Origin of the sequence: Stenotrophomonas sp. Bg11-02, from assembly GCF_002836635.1 — a bacterium.
Classification (GTDB): Bacteria; Pseudomonadota; Gammaproteobacteria; order Xanthomonadales; family Xanthomonadaceae; genus Stenotrophomonas; species Stenotrophomonas lacuserhaii.
Map to the genome: position 1 here is coordinate 1 of NZ_PJAY01000053.1, position 16,425 is coordinate 16,425.

General features: G+C 63.7%; 17 protein-coding genes. 3 read left to right on the top strand and 14 right to left on the bottom strand.

Translation table 11 applies throughout. From position 1 onward, the window contains the following. Nucleotides 1–20: 20 nt before the first annotated feature. The 6 genes from CXG43_RS07265 to CXG43_RS19095 form a co-directional block, all read right to left on the bottom strand. Entirely contained in the window at nucleotides 21–1,247 is a 1,227-nt protein-coding gene (locus tag CXG43_RS07265; RefSeq protein WP_232767665.1) for an FtsX-like permease family protein, read from the bottom strand. After that, complete coding sequence (locus CXG43_RS07270) at nucleotides 1,244–2,554, bottom strand: ABC transporter permease (RefSeq protein WP_101099359.1); 1,311 nt, start codon at nucleotides 2,552–2,554, stop codon at nucleotides 1,244–1,246. Before CXG43_RS07270 ends, CXG43_RS07265 begins: the two co-directional genes overlap by 4 nt. A gap of 16 nt (nucleotides 2,555–2,570) precedes the next feature. Then, nucleotides 2,571–3,353, bottom strand: coding sequence for a class I SAM-dependent methyltransferase (locus CXG43_RS07275; protein WP_157825111.1), 783 nt, complete (start codon nucleotides 3,351–3,353; stop codon nucleotides 2,571–2,573). Then, a complete protein-coding gene (locus CXG43_RS07280) occupies nucleotides 3,340–4,215 on the bottom strand; it encodes a hypothetical protein (protein WP_157825109.1) in 876 nt (291 codons plus the stop codon). Before CXG43_RS07280 ends, CXG43_RS07275 begins: the two co-directional genes overlap by 14 nt. Next, a complete protein-coding gene (locus tag CXG43_RS07285; protein WP_157825107.1) occupies nucleotides 4,187–5,410 on the bottom strand; it encodes a hypothetical protein in 1,224 nt (407 codons plus the stop codon). Before CXG43_RS07285 ends, CXG43_RS07280 begins: the two co-directional genes overlap by 29 nt. Before the next feature lie 70 nt (nucleotides 5,411–5,480). After that, nucleotides 5,481–5,789 (bottom strand): hypothetical protein, encoded by a 309-nt coding sequence (locus CXG43_RS19095; protein ID WP_157825105.1) that lies wholly within the window; start codon nucleotides 5,787–5,789, stop codon nucleotides 5,481–5,483. 255 nt (nucleotides 5,790–6,044) lie between these two features. Between CXG43_RS19095 and CXG43_RS07290 the strand changes: the two genes are divergently transcribed. After that, on the top strand, nucleotides 6,045–6,407 hold the full coding sequence (locus CXG43_RS07290; protein ID WP_101099363.1) for a helix-turn-helix transcriptional regulator: 363 nt from the start codon (nucleotides 6,045–6,047) through the stop codon (nucleotides 6,405–6,407). A 410-nt stretch (nucleotides 6,408–6,817) separates the two neighbouring features. Here the strand turns inward: CXG43_RS07290 and dinG are convergent, their stop codons facing one another. The 3 genes from dinG to aroE form a co-directional block, all read right to left on the bottom strand. Next, nucleotides 6,818–8,893 (bottom strand): ATP-dependent DNA helicase DinG, encoded by a 2,076-nt coding sequence (gene dinG, locus CXG43_RS07295; protein ID WP_198551450.1) that lies wholly within the window; start codon nucleotides 8,891–8,893, stop codon nucleotides 6,818–6,820. Nucleotides 8,894–9,049: 156 nt separating this feature from the next. Then, on the bottom strand, nucleotides 9,050–9,403 hold the full coding sequence (locus CXG43_RS07300; protein ID WP_101099365.1) for a hypothetical protein: 354 nt from the start codon (nucleotides 9,401–9,403) through the stop codon (nucleotides 9,050–9,052). Nucleotides 9,404–9,405: 2 nt separating this feature from the next. Beyond that, nucleotides 9,406–10,248: a shikimate dehydrogenase gene (gene aroE / locus CXG43_RS07305; RefSeq protein ID WP_101099366.1), complete on the bottom strand. Its 843-nt coding sequence runs from the start codon at nucleotides 10,246–10,248 to the stop codon at nucleotides 9,406–9,408. Between the two features lie 67 nt (nucleotides 10,249–10,315). Between aroE and CXG43_RS07310 the strand changes: the two genes are divergently transcribed. Further along, a complete protein-coding gene (locus CXG43_RS07310; protein WP_101099367.1) occupies nucleotides 10,316–11,182 on the top strand; it encodes a PD40 domain-containing protein in 867 nt (288 codons plus the stop codon). Nucleotides 11,183–11,248: 66 nt separating this feature from the next. Here the strand turns inward: CXG43_RS07310 and CXG43_RS07315 are convergent, their stop codons facing one another. The 4 genes from CXG43_RS07315 to CXG43_RS07330 all read right to left on the bottom strand — a co-directional run bounded on the left by CXG43_RS07315 (nucleotide 11,249) and on the right by CXG43_RS07330 (nucleotide 13,854). After that, nucleotides 11,249–11,515 carry a hypothetical protein gene (locus CXG43_RS07315; RefSeq protein WP_101099368.1) on the bottom strand — a complete coding sequence of 89 codons (267 nt, stop codon included), beginning with the start codon at nucleotides 11,513–11,515 and terminating at the stop codon, nucleotides 11,249–11,251. 33 nt (nucleotides 11,516–11,548) lie between these two features. Next, nucleotides 11,549–12,538, bottom strand: a complete 990-nt coding sequence (hemB, locus tag CXG43_RS07320; protein ID WP_042613203.1) for a porphobilinogen synthase — start codon at nucleotides 12,536–12,538, stop codon at nucleotides 11,549–11,551. Nucleotides 12,539–12,562: 24 nt separating this feature from the next. Then, nucleotides 12,563–13,480, bottom strand: coding sequence for a bestrophin family ion channel (locus CXG43_RS07325; RefSeq protein WP_101099369.1), 918 nt, complete (start codon nucleotides 13,478–13,480; stop codon nucleotides 12,563–12,565). A 125-nt stretch (nucleotides 13,481–13,605) separates the two neighbouring features. Further along, on the bottom strand, nucleotides 13,606–13,854 hold the full coding sequence (locus CXG43_RS07330; protein WP_042613201.1) for a hypothetical protein: 249 nt from the start codon (nucleotides 13,852–13,854) through the stop codon (nucleotides 13,606–13,608). A gap of 188 nt (nucleotides 13,855–14,042) precedes the next feature. Here CXG43_RS07330 and CXG43_RS07335 point away from each other — a divergent pair, with 188 nt between their 5' ends. After that, nucleotides 14,043–14,507, top strand: coding sequence for a hypothetical protein (locus tag CXG43_RS07335; RefSeq protein WP_101099492.1), 465 nt, complete (start codon nucleotides 14,043–14,045; stop codon nucleotides 14,505–14,507). A gap of 88 nt (nucleotides 14,508–14,595) precedes the next feature. On the opposite strand, the gene CXG43_RS07340 is transcribed toward CXG43_RS07335, so the two are convergent. Then, nucleotides 14,596–16,395 carry a DUF885 domain-containing protein gene (locus CXG43_RS07340; RefSeq protein ID WP_101099370.1) on the bottom strand — a complete coding sequence of 600 codons (1,800 nt, stop codon included), beginning with the start codon at nucleotides 16,393–16,395 and terminating at the stop codon, nucleotides 14,596–14,598. Nucleotides 16,396–16,425: the final 30 nt, after the last annotated feature.

Consider the following 16,425-nt stretch of genomic DNA (forward strand, 5'->3'; position numbering starts at 1 on the left):
AGGCCCTCCATCCCTTTTCTCTACTGCCCCTGTTTCGCAGCGCGCCACGCAGGTACAAAGGCAGCGAGCTGCCCAATCAGGATGACCGTCAGTCCGCCCGTGACCAGATATAGCAGCCCTATGCGCGGAACCTCGTAGTGTAGGGCGACAAGCAAATTGATGCCCATTGCCGCTGCCGTGCCGACCAGCGTGCCCGCTGCCGTCAGCATCAGGTTCTCAATCAGGAAGTAGGCGATGACATCGATCCTCCGCGCTCCAAGTGCGCGTCTTATCGCAATCTGAGGATAGCGTCGACGTACCCAGAAGCTGGACAAACCGTAGATACCGGTAGCGGTCACCAGCAGCAGAGCAAGCGAGGCACTGAGAAACATCACGGCCATGATCTGGTCGTGCCGAAGATAGTCTGTCCTCATCTCCTGGAACGTGCTGCTCCTCACGATGCTACGGCGGGGATCGCGTTGCAACAGCTTCTCAAACGCCAGTGCCACTACACCCCCCGATACGCCCGGCGCCTCCCGGATGGCGAACATGACTCGGCTTGTATCGGGAATGAGCGGCAAGATGAGCGACAAGCCGTCGTCACCATCTTTCCGGAATACTGGCCGCGCAAGCCTTCTTACAATTCCGACAACGCGTATCGGGTACCGGGCATCAGCATAGATGAACCTGCCAACCGCACTGCTGCCGGGAAACATTCGAGCCGCCAGATCCTCGGTAAGAACGACTTCGGACACCCCATGCAGGCCTGCATAATCATCTCTCGAACGCATGGAAACAAAGGCCTCAGGCGAAAGATCGCGGCCCGCAGTCAGTTCAAGCCCAAGCAGGCGAACCGCGGGACTCGACACTGCATAGACTGACGGCTCCACCTCGATTATTCCGTCAATCTGATCGCTTTCAATCGGCTTGTTGGTAAAACCAGCGATCCAGTTGCGTTCTGACAGAGGAAGAGACCCTGTCGCCAATGCGTCGATAACACCAGGGATGCGCCGCAACGCCTCAATGTCCTCAGCGATGGCTACGGACGGGGCCGCGAGGGGATCATTCACGAACTCGCCTTCGACTACCAAGAGGCCTTCCTCCTGCATCCCGGTCGCATGGCTCAACGAGGAAACCCGGTCCATCAGAAGAGACATCAGATTTGCCACGCACGCCATGGCTACGAGCACCTGCATGAATAAAAGAAATGCCGTGATCCGATTGCGTCGCAGCGATCGTGCGATCAAGGAAACCTGGTTGAATATCACTCAGCCACCTTGATCTGCATCGCAACGCGTCCCGAGGTCGCGCGCATGGCAGGTAACAGCGCAGCAAGCAGGCTTGAGACCAACGCGAGCATGAAAATTGCGAGAATAAGTCCCGGTCCCAGACGTACCAGCGACGCATAGTCTTCGGGTTGGCTGCGGACCAGAGCAACGCCCAGCCAGGCAACAAGCAGACCGAAAATCCCGCCGAAGAAGCCGATGATCGCCGTCTCACTCAATAGCTGGGCGATTATGTCGATGCGCCGAGCGCCCAGAGCGCGACGGATGGATATCTCATGGCTCATGCCAACAAAACGGGCAAAAATCAGTGCACTCATGTTGAGCAGAGACACTCCCAGAAAAGCGATGCATAGAGCGAGCTGCAATCTGACATCATCGGGCACGATCCGCCGTTCAGTCAGGTATTCCCGAAGACGTGGCAGCCGTGGCGGCACAAATCGTTCAAGTCGACCGACGCGGACCTGAGCGTGAAGGTAGTTCTCCAGGAATCGGATGTAGTCCGCCTTTTCTGCATCATCTCCGAGCTGCACCCAGAACTGCAGCCACGAAGATCGCGAGTCTTCCAGGCTGTTACTCGCGACCGCGTTGGACCAAGAGAAGATGCTGCTCGCCACGTTGAGCTCCAGCTCTATTGCCAGCGCCAGGGGAACGAAAAATTCCTCTGATCCGCTGAAGGCGTCCTGCTGAAGATCAGTGTGAAACCGCGGGCGCGGCTCCCACTTGTCGGCTATGCCGATAACGGTGAAAGAGTGTCCCCCCAGTCTGATGGAGTCACCGATCCGGGACCTATTGAACCCTACCCTCGCGGCCAGTGAACGACTCAGAACCATGACCCGGGCACGGTTGCCCTCTTCGGCCGATGTCCATGCGCGACCGGCCACCAGACCTATTCCAAACATCTCAAAGACGCGGGCAGTGGCGTACTGTCCACGTGCGAAAAATGGCACTGGCACACCCGCCTGGCTGTCGACAAGCAGCCTACCGGAAGCAAGCGCTGCCTGTTGGTACCCCGGTCCCTGCCTGAGCAGTGCTCGTGCATCCGGCCAGGTCATGGCAACCCGTGGATCCCGTCCGGCACGTACTGGATACGACGAAGGGAGGATATCCAGAACAGGATGAAAAAGGTGCCCGCTGCGTCCCGGCAACGGATCCCAGGACATGGTGGAGACCACAGTAATCATCGTCATGCTGGCTCCGACGCCCAGGCCAAGCCCCAGCATCAGTGCAATGCTCATGCCTTTGGTTGCCAACAAGCGTCGATACGCCAGCGTGAGGTAATAAGTGATCACGATCTACTCCAACAGATCAATGGAGAAATGCAGCGGACGTCGGTACAACGTCCACCGGCTCCACTGAAAGCCACGCGGTGCTGTTCTGTGCTCTTTGTCGATCTTCGATGAGATGCATCAGGCGAAACCGGGAGCACTGAACTTTGCGCACAAGTGCGGACACCTCAGCCTCCGTGCATCCCGCTAGAATTCCAATGGGCAACTTGTTCTGGTTCAGATCATCTACGATGCGCTCCAGAGTGAGATAACTCAGTCTCTGCGTCGATGCACTGTCTATGAAGATGGACGCAGTAGGCCTGAGTCGACCCAGGAACGCCCCAAGCAATGACTGTATGCTCTCAGGCGAGTGGCTGAAATCAGAGAAAACGCAATCTACGCCTGGGTCGAGATAAGGCGCCGCCGCAATTTTCTTGAGGTCAATATCACCTTCCACCTGCGCGACCGGGCCATCGACCCCCGCCCAAACCAGCAGCGCTGCCACGAAATCGAGGTAGCTGGAAGGCCCGTCGTCCCTATTAAGCAGGTTGGCCAGAGCACCATCCAGACCAGAAGCGAAGCGGCGTCCCGCCTCGGATTTGAAATGAGAGGCGTTATCATACGTGTACAGCGTTCCGACACCAGTCTCTTTCATGGCAGCCGCTACCCACGCGGTGGTAACGCCAAACCCGGTCCCGAGCTCTACCATGACCCGCGGACGAGTACGCTTTACAAGACTGTAAAGAAGAACGCAAAGATCCTCACTTCCGTAGACCCAGCCCATCTTGCTGCGCAGTTCCAATAAGCGATCAAAGCGGCACACGGAGCTCTCCTTGGTGACCACAACAAATCCATTCATCAATCTCCCGCGTCACATCGACGAACGCCGCGATAGTCGCCAGAAGAGGAGAAAATGCGTGAAATCTGAGCGATGCGCCTTCGGCGAATAGGAGCATCTCACCAGCGTCCGACCGGAAGACCTTGCGAGCAACTGAAACGATTCGTCTGATGGCTGCATGATCAACATCGACCTGCTTTCCAGGAAAATAGACGCCCTGCGCTGACCTGCCCAGATACCAGGGAATGAGAGGCACGCCTCGTGGCTTGGAGACATGGAACTGGCTGCTTTCGTTCTCCTCCCGCGTCATCGCCCGTTCCACTTTCCAGTCAAATAAAGACCACACTGACTTCTGGAACGGGTTGTCGAGCCTGCTCAGGTCCGGTCGTTCCCAACCGCGAGATCGAATGAAGTCCGGCGTGAGCACCTCAGGCGCACCCCGCTTGATCTCGAACCACTGGGCATCCAATGGCAGGAGTGTGCGAGAAACACCTCGTGTGCCGGTGTCGTGCGCCAAGCAGGCTGCGAGATCGAGCCAAGGTCTGATTCGTATGTGGAACCAGCGCACATCAACCTTCTCGGCCCTCAACATGGCGGCTACCTTGGTGCCATGCAGCGAGAAAATCCGATTTATAACGCGGGCTCCACGTACCGCGTCGTTGAAGAAATCTGGAACCTCAATCCTCAGCATTTCAGGCCACGGTTGGACAGTCATGAAATCGCAGAGCTCATCTACGTGTATCACGGCTGACTTTGACCTCGACGCTCGAATCGCAACAGGATCGGCACTATCAGAGACAACAATGACCGTATCCGATTCAGCCAAGGGCGCCGGCTCTGTATTCATCCTTCATCTTCCTCTGCATTAGGTCGATCGATTGGCTGATAGCTTCGGGCAGTGGACTGGATGTGGTGAGGCGCGAGGAGAGCTTCTGTTCAATAAGAAATCCAACAGCACAGCCAGCAAGTCGTCGTCGCACATGGTCCCGCTCCGAAAACGCAAGGTCAGTAGCATTGCTCAGGTGCAGCTTGAGAAGCCGGTGGCAGATGTAGTAAACGAACACTGCATGAATGTAGGAAGCGTTAGGGATCTGGTTGCCCGACCATGGCGATACGACCCGGTGGGCGCATGCAGTTGGAACGAAAAATGTATGCGTCAGTTCCCAGGCAGCCAGCACGTTGTGCGTCGCTTCGTGCATGAGGCTCTCCATGCACGCTGCGACCTCCAGATCCGGATGGTGGGTATTGAGCAGGCGAAGAGATCCCGGCTGACGCGGAGCATGTTCCGAGCCGAAACGGCGAGAGCCTTCGTCATCAAATTCGTGGGATTTACGCAGGATTATCCTGCGCACGAAGTTCCTGATCAGGGCTCCATAGAGCGGCTCGGCTCTATCTATTTTTGTAATTGCCTGCTCCAGCTTCAGCTTAATACCGAGGCGCTCTTCTCCAGTGAATGCTAACGCCCGCTGACTCATCACGCCCGAACTTTCCTCGTGATGACGTGCCAGCGGGCTATCAAAGTCCAGGGCAATGCAGCCACCAATAATGGGGGCCGCACGGACGGACCATTCACCCTCGTCAGTCTTTTCCGCCAGGCAGTCGCCTGACGGGCTATCAATTCTCCAACGTCGGGTGCCGCGAAGGAACCTGCTGACCTTCCCATTGGCAAGTTCTGCAAGCGCGCACTCTCTCTCCATGAGGTCATGTATCGCAACCAGAGCACGGGTCAGCTCGGCTTCTCGACTGTTGGACGAAGTCGACGTCCGCTGACTGATGGTTTCCATTCCGGCTACGACAATCAGATACTCACATAGCTCTGAACTAAGCAGTACCCGCGCTCGTCTAGGGGCGGACATGCGTTGAAATATCCAACGGATGGAACGAGCGAGGGTGCCGTACTCTTCTTTGGCAAGCACTTCCATGAGTCGGCCGCGCATACGCTCTAGGCGAGCCCACTGCAACCTATCCATCAAGCCAGCCGCATCGGCCGTCGCATCCGCGAGTTCCATGAGGCAGCGGGGATTAGAGACGTCCAACGTCATCTCATGGGTTCTCATTTCCTACCTGCGTTCGTCCTGGGCTCGTCTTTCATTGCAACTCATCGTTTCTTCCCTAAACATCGAAACGACTGTTGGCATCTCCCAACCCTGCCGGCAGGCCTGCACCTTGCGCGGTATCGTGGTGATGGTGAGAGCCGATGGAATCCGAATGGTGATGAGCGTCAGAAGCGGCCGTGGCTGTTGCACTGGCGAGTTCGCACATGCGTAGTGCCTCAATATCCGGGCACGTGGTAGTTGCGGCCAACAACGTTTCATGGCCTGCCAGCGCATGTCCGCCATCAACAGAGAGATCCGCGGCGACAACGCCGCAGACAACGAGAGTGAGGGATGAGAGCGCTGCAGTTGTCAGTCGATTGTTCATACTCAGTTGTCTCCAATGGATGCTGATGTATCGCGGTTGCGTCATGGATGGTGGCGTTCGCTCTTCTGCCTAACACCCACCCTCATTACTCCACGCCCTCGATGGTGTTCGCAAGCGCGTCGCTGTGGCCTGCACAGCAGGTCAATCCAGCTGCACGTTCATCGTCTCCATCAGCTCCAATGCAGGACGTCGCGGCTGACCTTTGACTGGCTGAGTGCGATCTCAAACACTGTCGATCACGCTTGCCACCGCTTCATGGAGATTCCTTTGGACTGGGACGCCGGCACACTGGCTGCACGGATACGCTCGGTGAGAATAGACCGTGGTTTTTCGCAGACCGATCTCGCCACTGCCTTGAACGTCAACCGCTCGACGATCGGCCACTGGGAGCGCGAGCATGGCTTCACGCCATCGATCGTCCATCTTCACCGCTTGAGCCAGGTCATGAACGTCAGCCTCACTTGGTTGGCAGAGGGCCGACACGCGGGCACTGGTGCCGGAGTGGGTGGAGCGAGGGCATCCCTCGAATGCAGGCTGCTGTCTTCGTCCAGGAATCTTCCACTCACCGTCGTTGCCAATGTCGTGACATTGATGGAGAGCGCCGAAACACTTCTTTAGATGCTCCGGACTGCAGACGAAAACCGCCCTTTCCGGCAAGTCCCAGGGATGGCAGAGTGCGACCGACAAGGGCGCCGTGCGCAGCACCGCGCTGCTGACAAGGGGCGCGAGCACGGTAGCGCCGAGCCATGCTCGGCGAGCACAGCGGAAGGCAGAAGCGTGACGACCAACGGTCGTCACCCACCGAAGCAGACGGTCGTCATCCACACACCGCAGAGCATGGCGGCCAGCAGCCGTCACTGCCGACAGCCGTGGTTGCGTCCGAGCCATGCTCGGCGAGCGCAGCGGAAGGCAGAAGCGTGACGACCAACGGTCGTCACCCACCGAAGCAGACGGTCGTCATCCACACCCCGCAGGCGCATGACGGCCAGCGGCCGTCACTACCGACAGCCGTGGTAGCGCCGGGACGGTCAGCCGATGATGCGTTTGAACGGGGGCAGTGCGTCGATGATGCGCTTGCCGTAGCGGCGGCTGAGCAGGCGCGAGTCAAGGATGATGACGCGGCCGGTGTCGGTGGAGGTGCGGATCAGGCGGCCGGCGAACTGGGTCAGCGTGCGCAGCGCGTGCGGCACGGCGATCAGGTTGAAGGCGTTCAGCCCGCGTGCCTCGAACCACTCGCTCAGGGTGGCGGTCTGCGGATCGGTCGGCACCGCGAACGGCACCTGGGTGATCACCACCGTGGTACACGCCTCGCCCGGCAGGTCCAGGCCCTCGCCGAACGAGTTCAGGCCGAACAGCACCGAGCCTTCGCCTGCGGCAACCCGACGCAGGTGCTCGTCGATCAACCGGGTCTTGGACATTTCTCCCTGCACCAGCACCTGCTTGCGCTTGGCGGCAGGCATCAGGCCGGCTACTTTCTCCATCTTCCAGCGCGAGGTGAACAGCACCATCGAGCCTTTCTTCCAGTCCAGTTCCTTGCCGAGATAACGCGCCACTTCGCGCGGGTGACCCTCGCGGTCATCCGGCGTCACCGGGAACGGCGGCACGATCAGCTCGGCCTGGTTGGGCAGGTCGAAGGGCGAGGACAGCGACACCATTTCAGCGTCCTCCGGGATGCCGTTGTCGATCGCCAGTGACTGGAAATCACCACCGCCGGTCAACGTGGCCGAGGTCATCACCACCGAGTCCACTTCGTCCCACAACAGCTTGCGCAGTACATGCGCGGCCGATACCGGCGAGCCGTGCAACACCAGGTCGCCTTCGCGCGTGGCGGTGATCCAGCGTGCCATCGGCGGCGCGCCTTCCTTGTCTTCGCGGCGCCAGGCCTGCCACAGGTTGTACTGGCCTTCGACCATTTCCAGCGCCATGCCAAGGTTGCGCTGCAGACGCTCGCGGGCGGGATCGTCCTGCTTGCCCTTGGCCACCTGCGCATTGGCCGCGTGCGCCCAGTTGAACAGGCTGCGGGTGTCGTCGGCCAGCGCTTCGATCGGCTCGCGCCAGGCCTCGGGCAGGCGCCCGTTGGCCGCGCGCCACATCGGTTCTTCGTCGGCCGGCGCCGGCATCCACAGTGCTTCGACGTGATCGCGGAACGCGCGCAGCTGCTTGGCTACGTTGGTGGCGACATCGATGGCTTCGTTCGGCAGCAGGTTGCCAAGCCGGTCCTTGTCCACCGCACGGTAGGCACCGGCGATCAGGATCTGCAGGCGTCCCACGCGCTTGGCCATGTCATCCAGGGCCAGGCTGGCCGCGCCCTGGTCGATGGCCACGTTGCCGATGTGGTGGCCTTCGTCCAGCACCAGCAACATGTCCGAGGGCGCGGCGATCAGCGGCTGGTTGTTCTCACTCTCGCCGATGGACAGCGCTGACAGCAGCAGCGCATGGTTGGTGACCACGATCTGCGCATCGCGCACGGTGTTGCGCGAACGCAGCACCGCGCATTGCGCCGAATAGGCGCAGCGCCGTCCGGCACAGGCAGAGGCCGGCGTGGTGATGCGGCCGCGCAGCCCCGGGCTGATGGTTTCCGGAGCGTTGTCGATGTCACCGTCCCAGCTGCCGGAGGTGAAAGCCACCGTCAGCCGCGCGGCGATGTCCATTTCAATCGGGGCCAACGGCCGGTCGTACAGCGGCTGCTCGTCTTCGAACATGCCGCCCTGCGACGCCTCGCCCTGCGCTTCGGCGGCATTGCGCGTGCACAGGTAACGGGTGCGGCCCTTGGCCAGCGCCACGGTGGCTTCCAGCCCGGTGGCCTTGAGGAAGTTCGGGATGTCGCGCTCGACCAGCTGCGACTGCAACGCCACGGTGCCGGTGCTGATCACCAGCTTCTTCTTGGCGGCGATGGCGATGGGTACGCCGGCGGTGAGGTAACCCAGGCTCTTGCCGACGCCGGTCGGTGCCTCCACCACGCCCACGCCGCCGCTCCTGGCCAACGCACGCGACACCACGCCGATCATCTGGCTCTGCGAGCGGCGGGTGGCAAAGCCGGGGGTGTTGGCCTGCAGCGTGGTGTACGCCTTGCGGATTGCATCCTTCAGGGCGTCATCAAGCATGCGCGGCACGGCGACGGGTTCGGTCACGCCAGGATTACCGGTACGGGATCAGGCTGCGTATTGTCGCACGCTGGACCGCCCCACCCGGGTCGGCGACGCTGAACCTGTCAGCCCGCTGCGGGCCGGTCCCCGCGCTGCCGCAGGGACCTTGCCGGGTCAGGCCGGGCGCGGCACGCCACCGCGCAGGGCGCGCGTCAGCGCCCAGACCACCAGCACCAGGCCGAAGGCTTCGACCAGCGACAGCGCGAAATGGACCCCGTTGAGGATCATGCCGAGCCCGGCGATCGATCCGTACTGCCCGCTGTTGATCAGCCACAACGGCAGCAGCGAAGCCAGCAGGCCGAACACACTGGTGGCGGCCAGCAGCAGCAGCCCGGACAGCGCGCCGGTGCGTACCGGCCCACGGGGTACGTCCATCACCCAGACCACGCCGATGGTCAATGCGATCAGCACCGGCAGCCGCACCGCCGCCATGCTCAACACGGTCATCAGCAGATCGGTGCTTTCCATGTTCATTCCTCTCCGGTGAGGCGCGTGTTGCCACGCAGCCCGGCATATACCGCGTCGGTGTCCGGGCGGACTTCGTGCCACTGCTGGAAGCTCTCGGCGGCCTGTTCGACCAGCATGCCCAGGCCATCGACGGTGTTGCGGCATTCGGCCGAACGCGCCCACGCCAGGAAGGCGATCGCCGCATCACCGTAGTTCAGGTCCACCGCGGTGGTCATGCTGTTGACCAGCGACAGCGGCAGCTTGAAGGACGCACTGGGGTCACGGCCGGCCGAGGTCGCGTTGACGATCAGTTCGAAGTCGCCCAGGTCGTGCAGGTCGTCCCAGTAGCGGCTCAGCGCACGGCCCGGCTCGCCCATCGCATCGATCAGTTCATCGGCGCGTTCCGGCGTGCGGTTGACCACCACCAGTTCCCGGATGCCGGCATCCAGCAGCGAGGGCGCCACCGAGCGTGCCGAACCGCCGGCACCCAGCAGCAGTACGCGGCGGCCGCGCAGGTCCTGGCCGTGGCGGTCGGTGAGGTCACGCACCAGCCCGGCACCATCGGTGGTGTCGCCGTGCCAGCGATCGCCCTTGCGCAGCAGCGTGTTGACCGAGCCGGCACGGGTGGCGCGCGCGGTGCGCGTGGTGCACACCGCGAAGGCCGCTTCCTTGTGTGGAAGGGTGACATTGGCGCCACGCCCGCCTTCGGCAGCGAACGCTTCCAGCGCGGCAAGGAAGCCGTCCGGCGCGGCGTCGATGGCACGGTAGTCCACCGCGATGCCTTCCTGCCGGCCGAATGCGGCGTGGATGTCCGGCGACAGGGAGTGGGCGATGGGGTGGCCAAAGACAGCGTAGCGATCGGTCATGGAATCCTCGGATGGTTCGAAGGGGACGCCCTACACTGGGCCTCCCTGTACTGCCTGGACCTGGACGATGCGATCTGCCCTGCCCCTGCTGGTTGTGGCCGCCAGTTTACTCTGCGCCCCCGTGGCGATGGCGTTGAATGAGTTCGGCATCGAAGGCATGGGCGTGGTCTCGACCAAGGCCGGGGAAGGCCGCGCCAGCCTCCGCCCGGATGGCCAGCGCATCGTCTTCGCCAGTGACCGCGTCGGCGGCAGCGGTGGCTGGGACCTGTGGCAGGCCGAGCTGCGCGAAGGCCGCTGGCAGGCGCCGCAGCCGCTGCCTTTGAACAGCACGGCCGATGACCTGGACCCGTACTTCAGCCACGACGGGCGCTGGCTGCTGTTCGCCTCCAACCGCGCTGGGACGATGGCGCTGTACCGGGTGGCCATCGATGCGGACGGTCGCTTCGGCGCAGCGGAGCGCTGGCAGGAGGGCGCGTTGCTCACGGCGGAGCGCGGTGCGGCCTTGAGTGCGGACGGGCAGCGGTTGCTGTTCGCGCGGCAGGCCGGCAAGGGGCGCGGTTGGGACCTGCATCTGGCGACCATAAGCGATGGAAAGCGCGGCCAGGCGGTTGCGCTGGAGGCACTGAACAGCGCGGCCGACGAGACCGACGGCGATTGGTTGGGCAACGACGGTGCAGTGGTGTTCACGCGTGCCGGCGAGGGCACGGCCCAGCTGTGGCGCAGCGACTGCGCGTGGTCCGCGGCGGCGTTGCAGTCGGTGGCGTTGTCGTTCAATACGGCCGATGGGATGACCCGTGCAGCGGTGGTCGATGCGGCCAGGCCGGGTGAACTGTTGCTGGTGAGCAGCAGCGCACGCGCGCCACGCGCGGGTGGTAGCGATGTGTACCGGATGATGGCGCCACGCACGGTGGCGGTGGCCGGGTGTGGCAGCTGATGGGGAAGCGTGACGACCAACGGTCGTCACCCACCAGTGCCAAGGGCAGACGGCCAGCGGCCGTCGCTACCGGTCCAGCAGGCTGGCGCGGGCCTGTTCGTACTCTGCTTCGCTGATGCGGCCCTCGTCCTTGCGCCGGTTCAACACGGCCAGTTCGGCCTGCACCGCTTCGGGCAGCTGCAGCTCGCGCGATACGCGGGCGGCGGCCGACGGCAGTTCCGGTGCACGCCGTTTTTCGCGGAACGACGCCAGCGCCAGCCAGACGATCAGCGCGCCGAACACCACCACCCCGATGATCCAGATCATCCAGTGGCCAACGCCCAGGATCTCCATCGTTCCATCCTCCTCGTGCAGAAGCCGCTATTGTCAGCGCTCGTGCAGCCAGCGCGCCACCTGCGGCGCGAAATAGGTCAGCACGCCATCGGCGCCGGCGCGCTTGAAGCACATCAGCGATTCCATCACGCAGGCACGTTCGTCCAGCCAGCCATTGGCCGCGGCCGCCTTCAGCATCGCGTACTCGCCACTCACCTGGTAGGCGAAGGTCGGCACGCCAAAGGTTTCCTTGACCCGCCGCACCACGTCCAGGTACGGCATGCCCGGCTTGACCATCACCATGTCCGCGCCTTCTTCCAGGTCCAGTGCGATCTCGCGCAGGGCCTCGTCACCGTTGGCCGGATCCATCTGGTAGGTCTTCTTGTCGGCCTTGCCGAGGCTGCCGGCGCTGCCCACCGCGTCGCGGAACGGACCGTAGAAAGCCGATGCGTACTTGGCCGAGTAGGCCATGATGCGGGTGTTGATGAAGCCGGCTTCGTCTAGCCCACGGCGGATGGCGCCGATGCGCCCGTCCATCATGTCCGACGGCGAAATGACATCCACGCCGGCCCGCGCATGCGACACCGACTGCTTCACCAGTGCTGCCACGGTGATGTCGTTGAGCACGTAGCCACTGTCATCGATGATGCCGTCCTGGCCGTGGGTGGTGTAGGGATCCAACGCCACGTCGGTCATCACCCCCAGCGTCGGGAAGCGTTCTTTCAATGCGCGCACGGCACGCTGCGCCAGCCCGTCATCGGCCCATGCGGCTTCGGCGTCCAGCGACTTCAATGCCGGATCGATCACCGGGAAGATGTCGAGCACCGGGATGCCCAGCTCCACCGCCGCTTCACCGACTTTCAGCAGTTCTTCGATGGACAGGCGCTCCACGCCCGGCATCGACGGGATCGCGGTGCGGCCGGCATGCTCATGCACGAACACCGGATGGATCAGGTCGTCCACGGTCAGCGTGTTTTCGCGCATCATCCGGCGCGAAAAATCATCGCGGCGCATGCGGCGGGGGCGGTACAGGGGGTGCGACATGGGGGGCTCCGTCAAGGCATCAGGTCACTGCAGGCGATAGTCGCGCGGCAGCAGGGGGTCGGGTAGCGGGCGCTGGCCGAGCGCGTCCAGCTGGTCGATTTCAACGGTACGCACCATCGCATCCAGCGGCAGGTCGTTGGGCTCGGTACCGAAGGGGTCTTCCATCTCTTCGCCCAGCTGGTCCAGGCCGAAGAAGGCATACGCCAGCACCGCCGACAGCACCGGCGTGGCCCAGCCCAGCGAACTGGCCAGGCCGAACGGCAGCAGCACGCAGAACAGCCACGCGCAGCGGTGCAGCAACAGGGTGTAGGCGAACGGCAGTGGGGTGGCGAGGATGCGCTCGCAGCCGGCCTGGATGGATGACAGCGCATGCAGGCGCTCTTCCAGCTGGGCATAGAGGATCGGCGACAGGCGGCCGGCGTGCAGCGGTACGGCCAGCTCGGCGGCGATCATCGACAGCAGCGCGTCCAGGGTGTTGCGGCGGTCATGCAGCAGCACGCGCTGGTCGGCATCCAGCCATTGGCGTACCGCCTGCGCTTCGTCCGCGCCGCGCAGGCGCGCGGCCAGGCCGTGCGCGAAGGCAATGGCGAGATGGCCGATACGCGTGCGGCGTGGCGCATCGTCGGGCAGCAGCTGCTGCACCTGGCGGGCCAGCGAGCGCGACTCGAAAATGAGCTGGCCCCACAGCTTGCGGCCTTCCCACCAGCGTTCATGGCAGGCGTTGTTGCGGAAACTGAGGAAGATCGACAGCACCAGGCCAAGCAGCGCGAACGGCGCGGAAGACACCCGTTCGATGCCCGGCACGTTGCCCAGTTCCACCACCGCCGACACGACGATGGCCAACAGCAGGATCGCCAGCACCTTGGGCGCCACCGCCGGAACGATGGAGCCCCGCAGGATGTACAGCAGCTGCCAGCCGTGCGGACGTGGGCGGATGATCATTGGGCGTCGGGGGCGTTGGGCGCCGATCTGGCGCTGGGCAGGGCCGGGCGGCCCTCGGGCTGGTCATTGTACGCCCGCCACCCTGCCCTCCCTGCGCACCTGCGACCGAGGGTCGCACCGCAGCCTCAGACGATGCCGCCGCCCAGCCCCAGGCGGAAGATGCCGACCACGATGACGATGCCGTTGAGGATCAGCCCGGTCCAGGCCCGGCCACGCTTGCTGGGATGGGTGAACAGGATGCCGATCGCTGCGATCAACGCACCCACTGCGGCGAACGGGATCAGGAACCAGTTGCCCCAGCCGAGCAGCGGCACCAGCGCGACCACCATCCATACCAGTGCCACGATGCCCCACAACAGACTGATCAGTCCCATACGCCCTCCTCGCCGATGGATTGGGGCCCACCATAGCCGTTCGCGTGGGCGTCGGATAGGCCCGCATGGGCTTGCCGCCGCGCTCACCGCTGCGGTGCTAGCGTGCCTGCAGGGCCCCGGCGTTGGGGCCGATTCAGATCGATGGACCGATGATCCGCTGCCTACCTACAGGGGTTCGAGCCATGAAGATGACCACCACGACATTCCGCTGGACCGCCGCTGCCGCCGTGCTGCTGCTGGTAGCCGGCTGTGCCAGCACTTCGCGGGTGATGCTGGGCCAGGCCCGCGCCCCCATCGACCCTGCCCAGGTGCAGGTGTATTCCACCCCGCCGGCCGGTTCGGTGGAGATCGCCCAGCTGGAATCGTCCAGTGCGGTGGGCTTCGGCACGCAGGGCCAGACCGATGCGGCCGTGGCCCGCCTCAAGCGCGATGCCGCCGCGCTCGGCGCCAACGGCGTGATCCTGATGGGCGTGGGCTCCAGCGGCTCGCCGGTGGGCATGTCGGTGGGTGCCGGCAGCTACGGTTCGCGCGTCGGCGGTGGCGTGGGCATTGGCATTCCGACGACCCAGCGCAAGGCGGCCGGCGTGGCGATCTGGGTGCCCAACCCGGCGCCCGTCCCGCGCCTGCCGGCCCAACAGATCCCTGCACGTTGAACAAAAAAGGGGACGGAGGGGATTAAGTCGTCTTCAGCCGTAAACGGGCCAGAAACGACTTAATCCCCTCCGTCCCCTTTTTAGTGGGTCAGCGGTATTTCGGGATGAAGACTTCGTTGACCGCCTTGGCCAGCTGGTCCGGCGGCAGCAGGCCCTGGTCCAGCAGGAAGTTGTTGAAGGCCTTGCGGTCGAACTTCGTGCCCAGCGCCAGCTCGGTCTGCATGCGCAGTTCCAGGATGCGGGTGTAGCCGTAAAAGTAACTGCCGGCCTGGCCGGGCATGCGCACGGTGTAGCGGTCCAGTTCCTGGGTGGCCATCGCCTTGGACAGGCTCACTTCGTCGATCAGCACGCGCTCGGCGTCGGCGCGTTCGATCAGGCCCAGGTTGAGCATCGGGTCCAGCATCGCGCGCGCGGCGCGCAGCAGGCGGAACTGCAGCGCGATCAGCTGGCCGTCCAGCGGTTCGTAGGGCACCATTTCCGCTTCGGCATACAGCGCCCAGCCTTCGACGTTGACCGAATTGAACGCGAACATCGTGCGCGCCAACGAGACACCGCGCTCGACCATCGCGGTGAACTGCAGCTCGTGGCCGGGACGGCCTTCGTGCGCGCTCAGCGTCCAGGCGGCGGAACCGAAGTTGAAATCATCGTACTGCGCGCCTTCCCCGGCCGCCGGGTTGCCCAGCGGCAGCACGAAGGTGCCCTGCTGCCCGGTATTGTTGACCAGCGGTGCCGGCAGGAAATGCGGGGCCGGGCTGGCCGCGCTTTCCGCAGCCGAACCCAGCCGCATCTGCATCGCGCGCTGCGGCACATCGACGATCTGGTGTTCGTGGATCAGCGGATCGATCGCATCGATGACCTTGCGGTAATGGCCTTCCAGCTGGTCGTTGGCGATGGTTTCCTTCTTCAGCGCGCGGATCACCGCGACCGGATCGGTCGGGTCGCTGACCTTCAGGCCCTTGGCCTGCACCACCAGCGGCGCCAGCTGGCGCATCGCCGAACGGGTTTCCATGAACTCCAGCTGGGCGCGCTGCATCAGCAGCTTCGGGTCGATGTCGATGCCGACCTGCTTGAGCTGGTAGGCATACACCGGCGCGGGCAGGCGGGTGTCTTCGCGCGCCTTCGGCAGCACCGTGCTGCGCGTCCATGCCGCGTAGTCCTTCAGCTGCCCGGCGAGGGTCTTCATCGCCTCGTCGGCACCGGCGACCTTGTACTTCTGCAGCAGCGATTCGATGCCGCTGATGTAGGTCTCCACGTTGTCCAGCGACTGCTGCACTTCGATCTTCGTCGGCTGCAGCAGCGCACTGTTGGACAGCCGTTCTTCGTAACGCTGGCGGGCCAGCGTGGTCAGCGGCGTACCGCCCGGCTGCAGGCCGGCGTAGGCCTTCAGGCGATCGACCGCCTTGGCGCGGCGCTCGGCCGGCACCTGGTCGGACAGCAGCAGGTTCAGACCGCTGAAGATGGTCTGCGGGGCGTCGCTCCACGGCAGGAAGTACTGCTCGCCCAGCGTGCTGCCTTCGATGCTCTCGCTCGCCGCACCGATCATGATCTCCAGGTCCTGGCGGACGTTGGGGTCCTTCTCGCTGGCCAGCTTTGCCTGCAGTTCACCGCGCGCCTGGGTCATCGCCGCGCGATAGCGCTTGGCGTTGTCCGGGCCGAGGTCGGCGACCTTGTCGTCGTAGCCGGGTACGCCGAAGAAGCCGGTGCTCTCCGGCTGGAACGGACCCTGCGCATCCAGCAGGATCTGCGCCAGCTGGTTGCTGCGCGCCACCCAGGCCGGGGCCGCGGCGGGCTTCTTGGAAGCGGCGGCCGGGGCCGCATGGGCCGGAGCGGTGGACAGCAGCGGGGCGGCACCCAACGCGAGGGCAATGGCAAGGACAAGCGGCTTCATCACACACTCCAGGATGCGGGCAATGCCAGC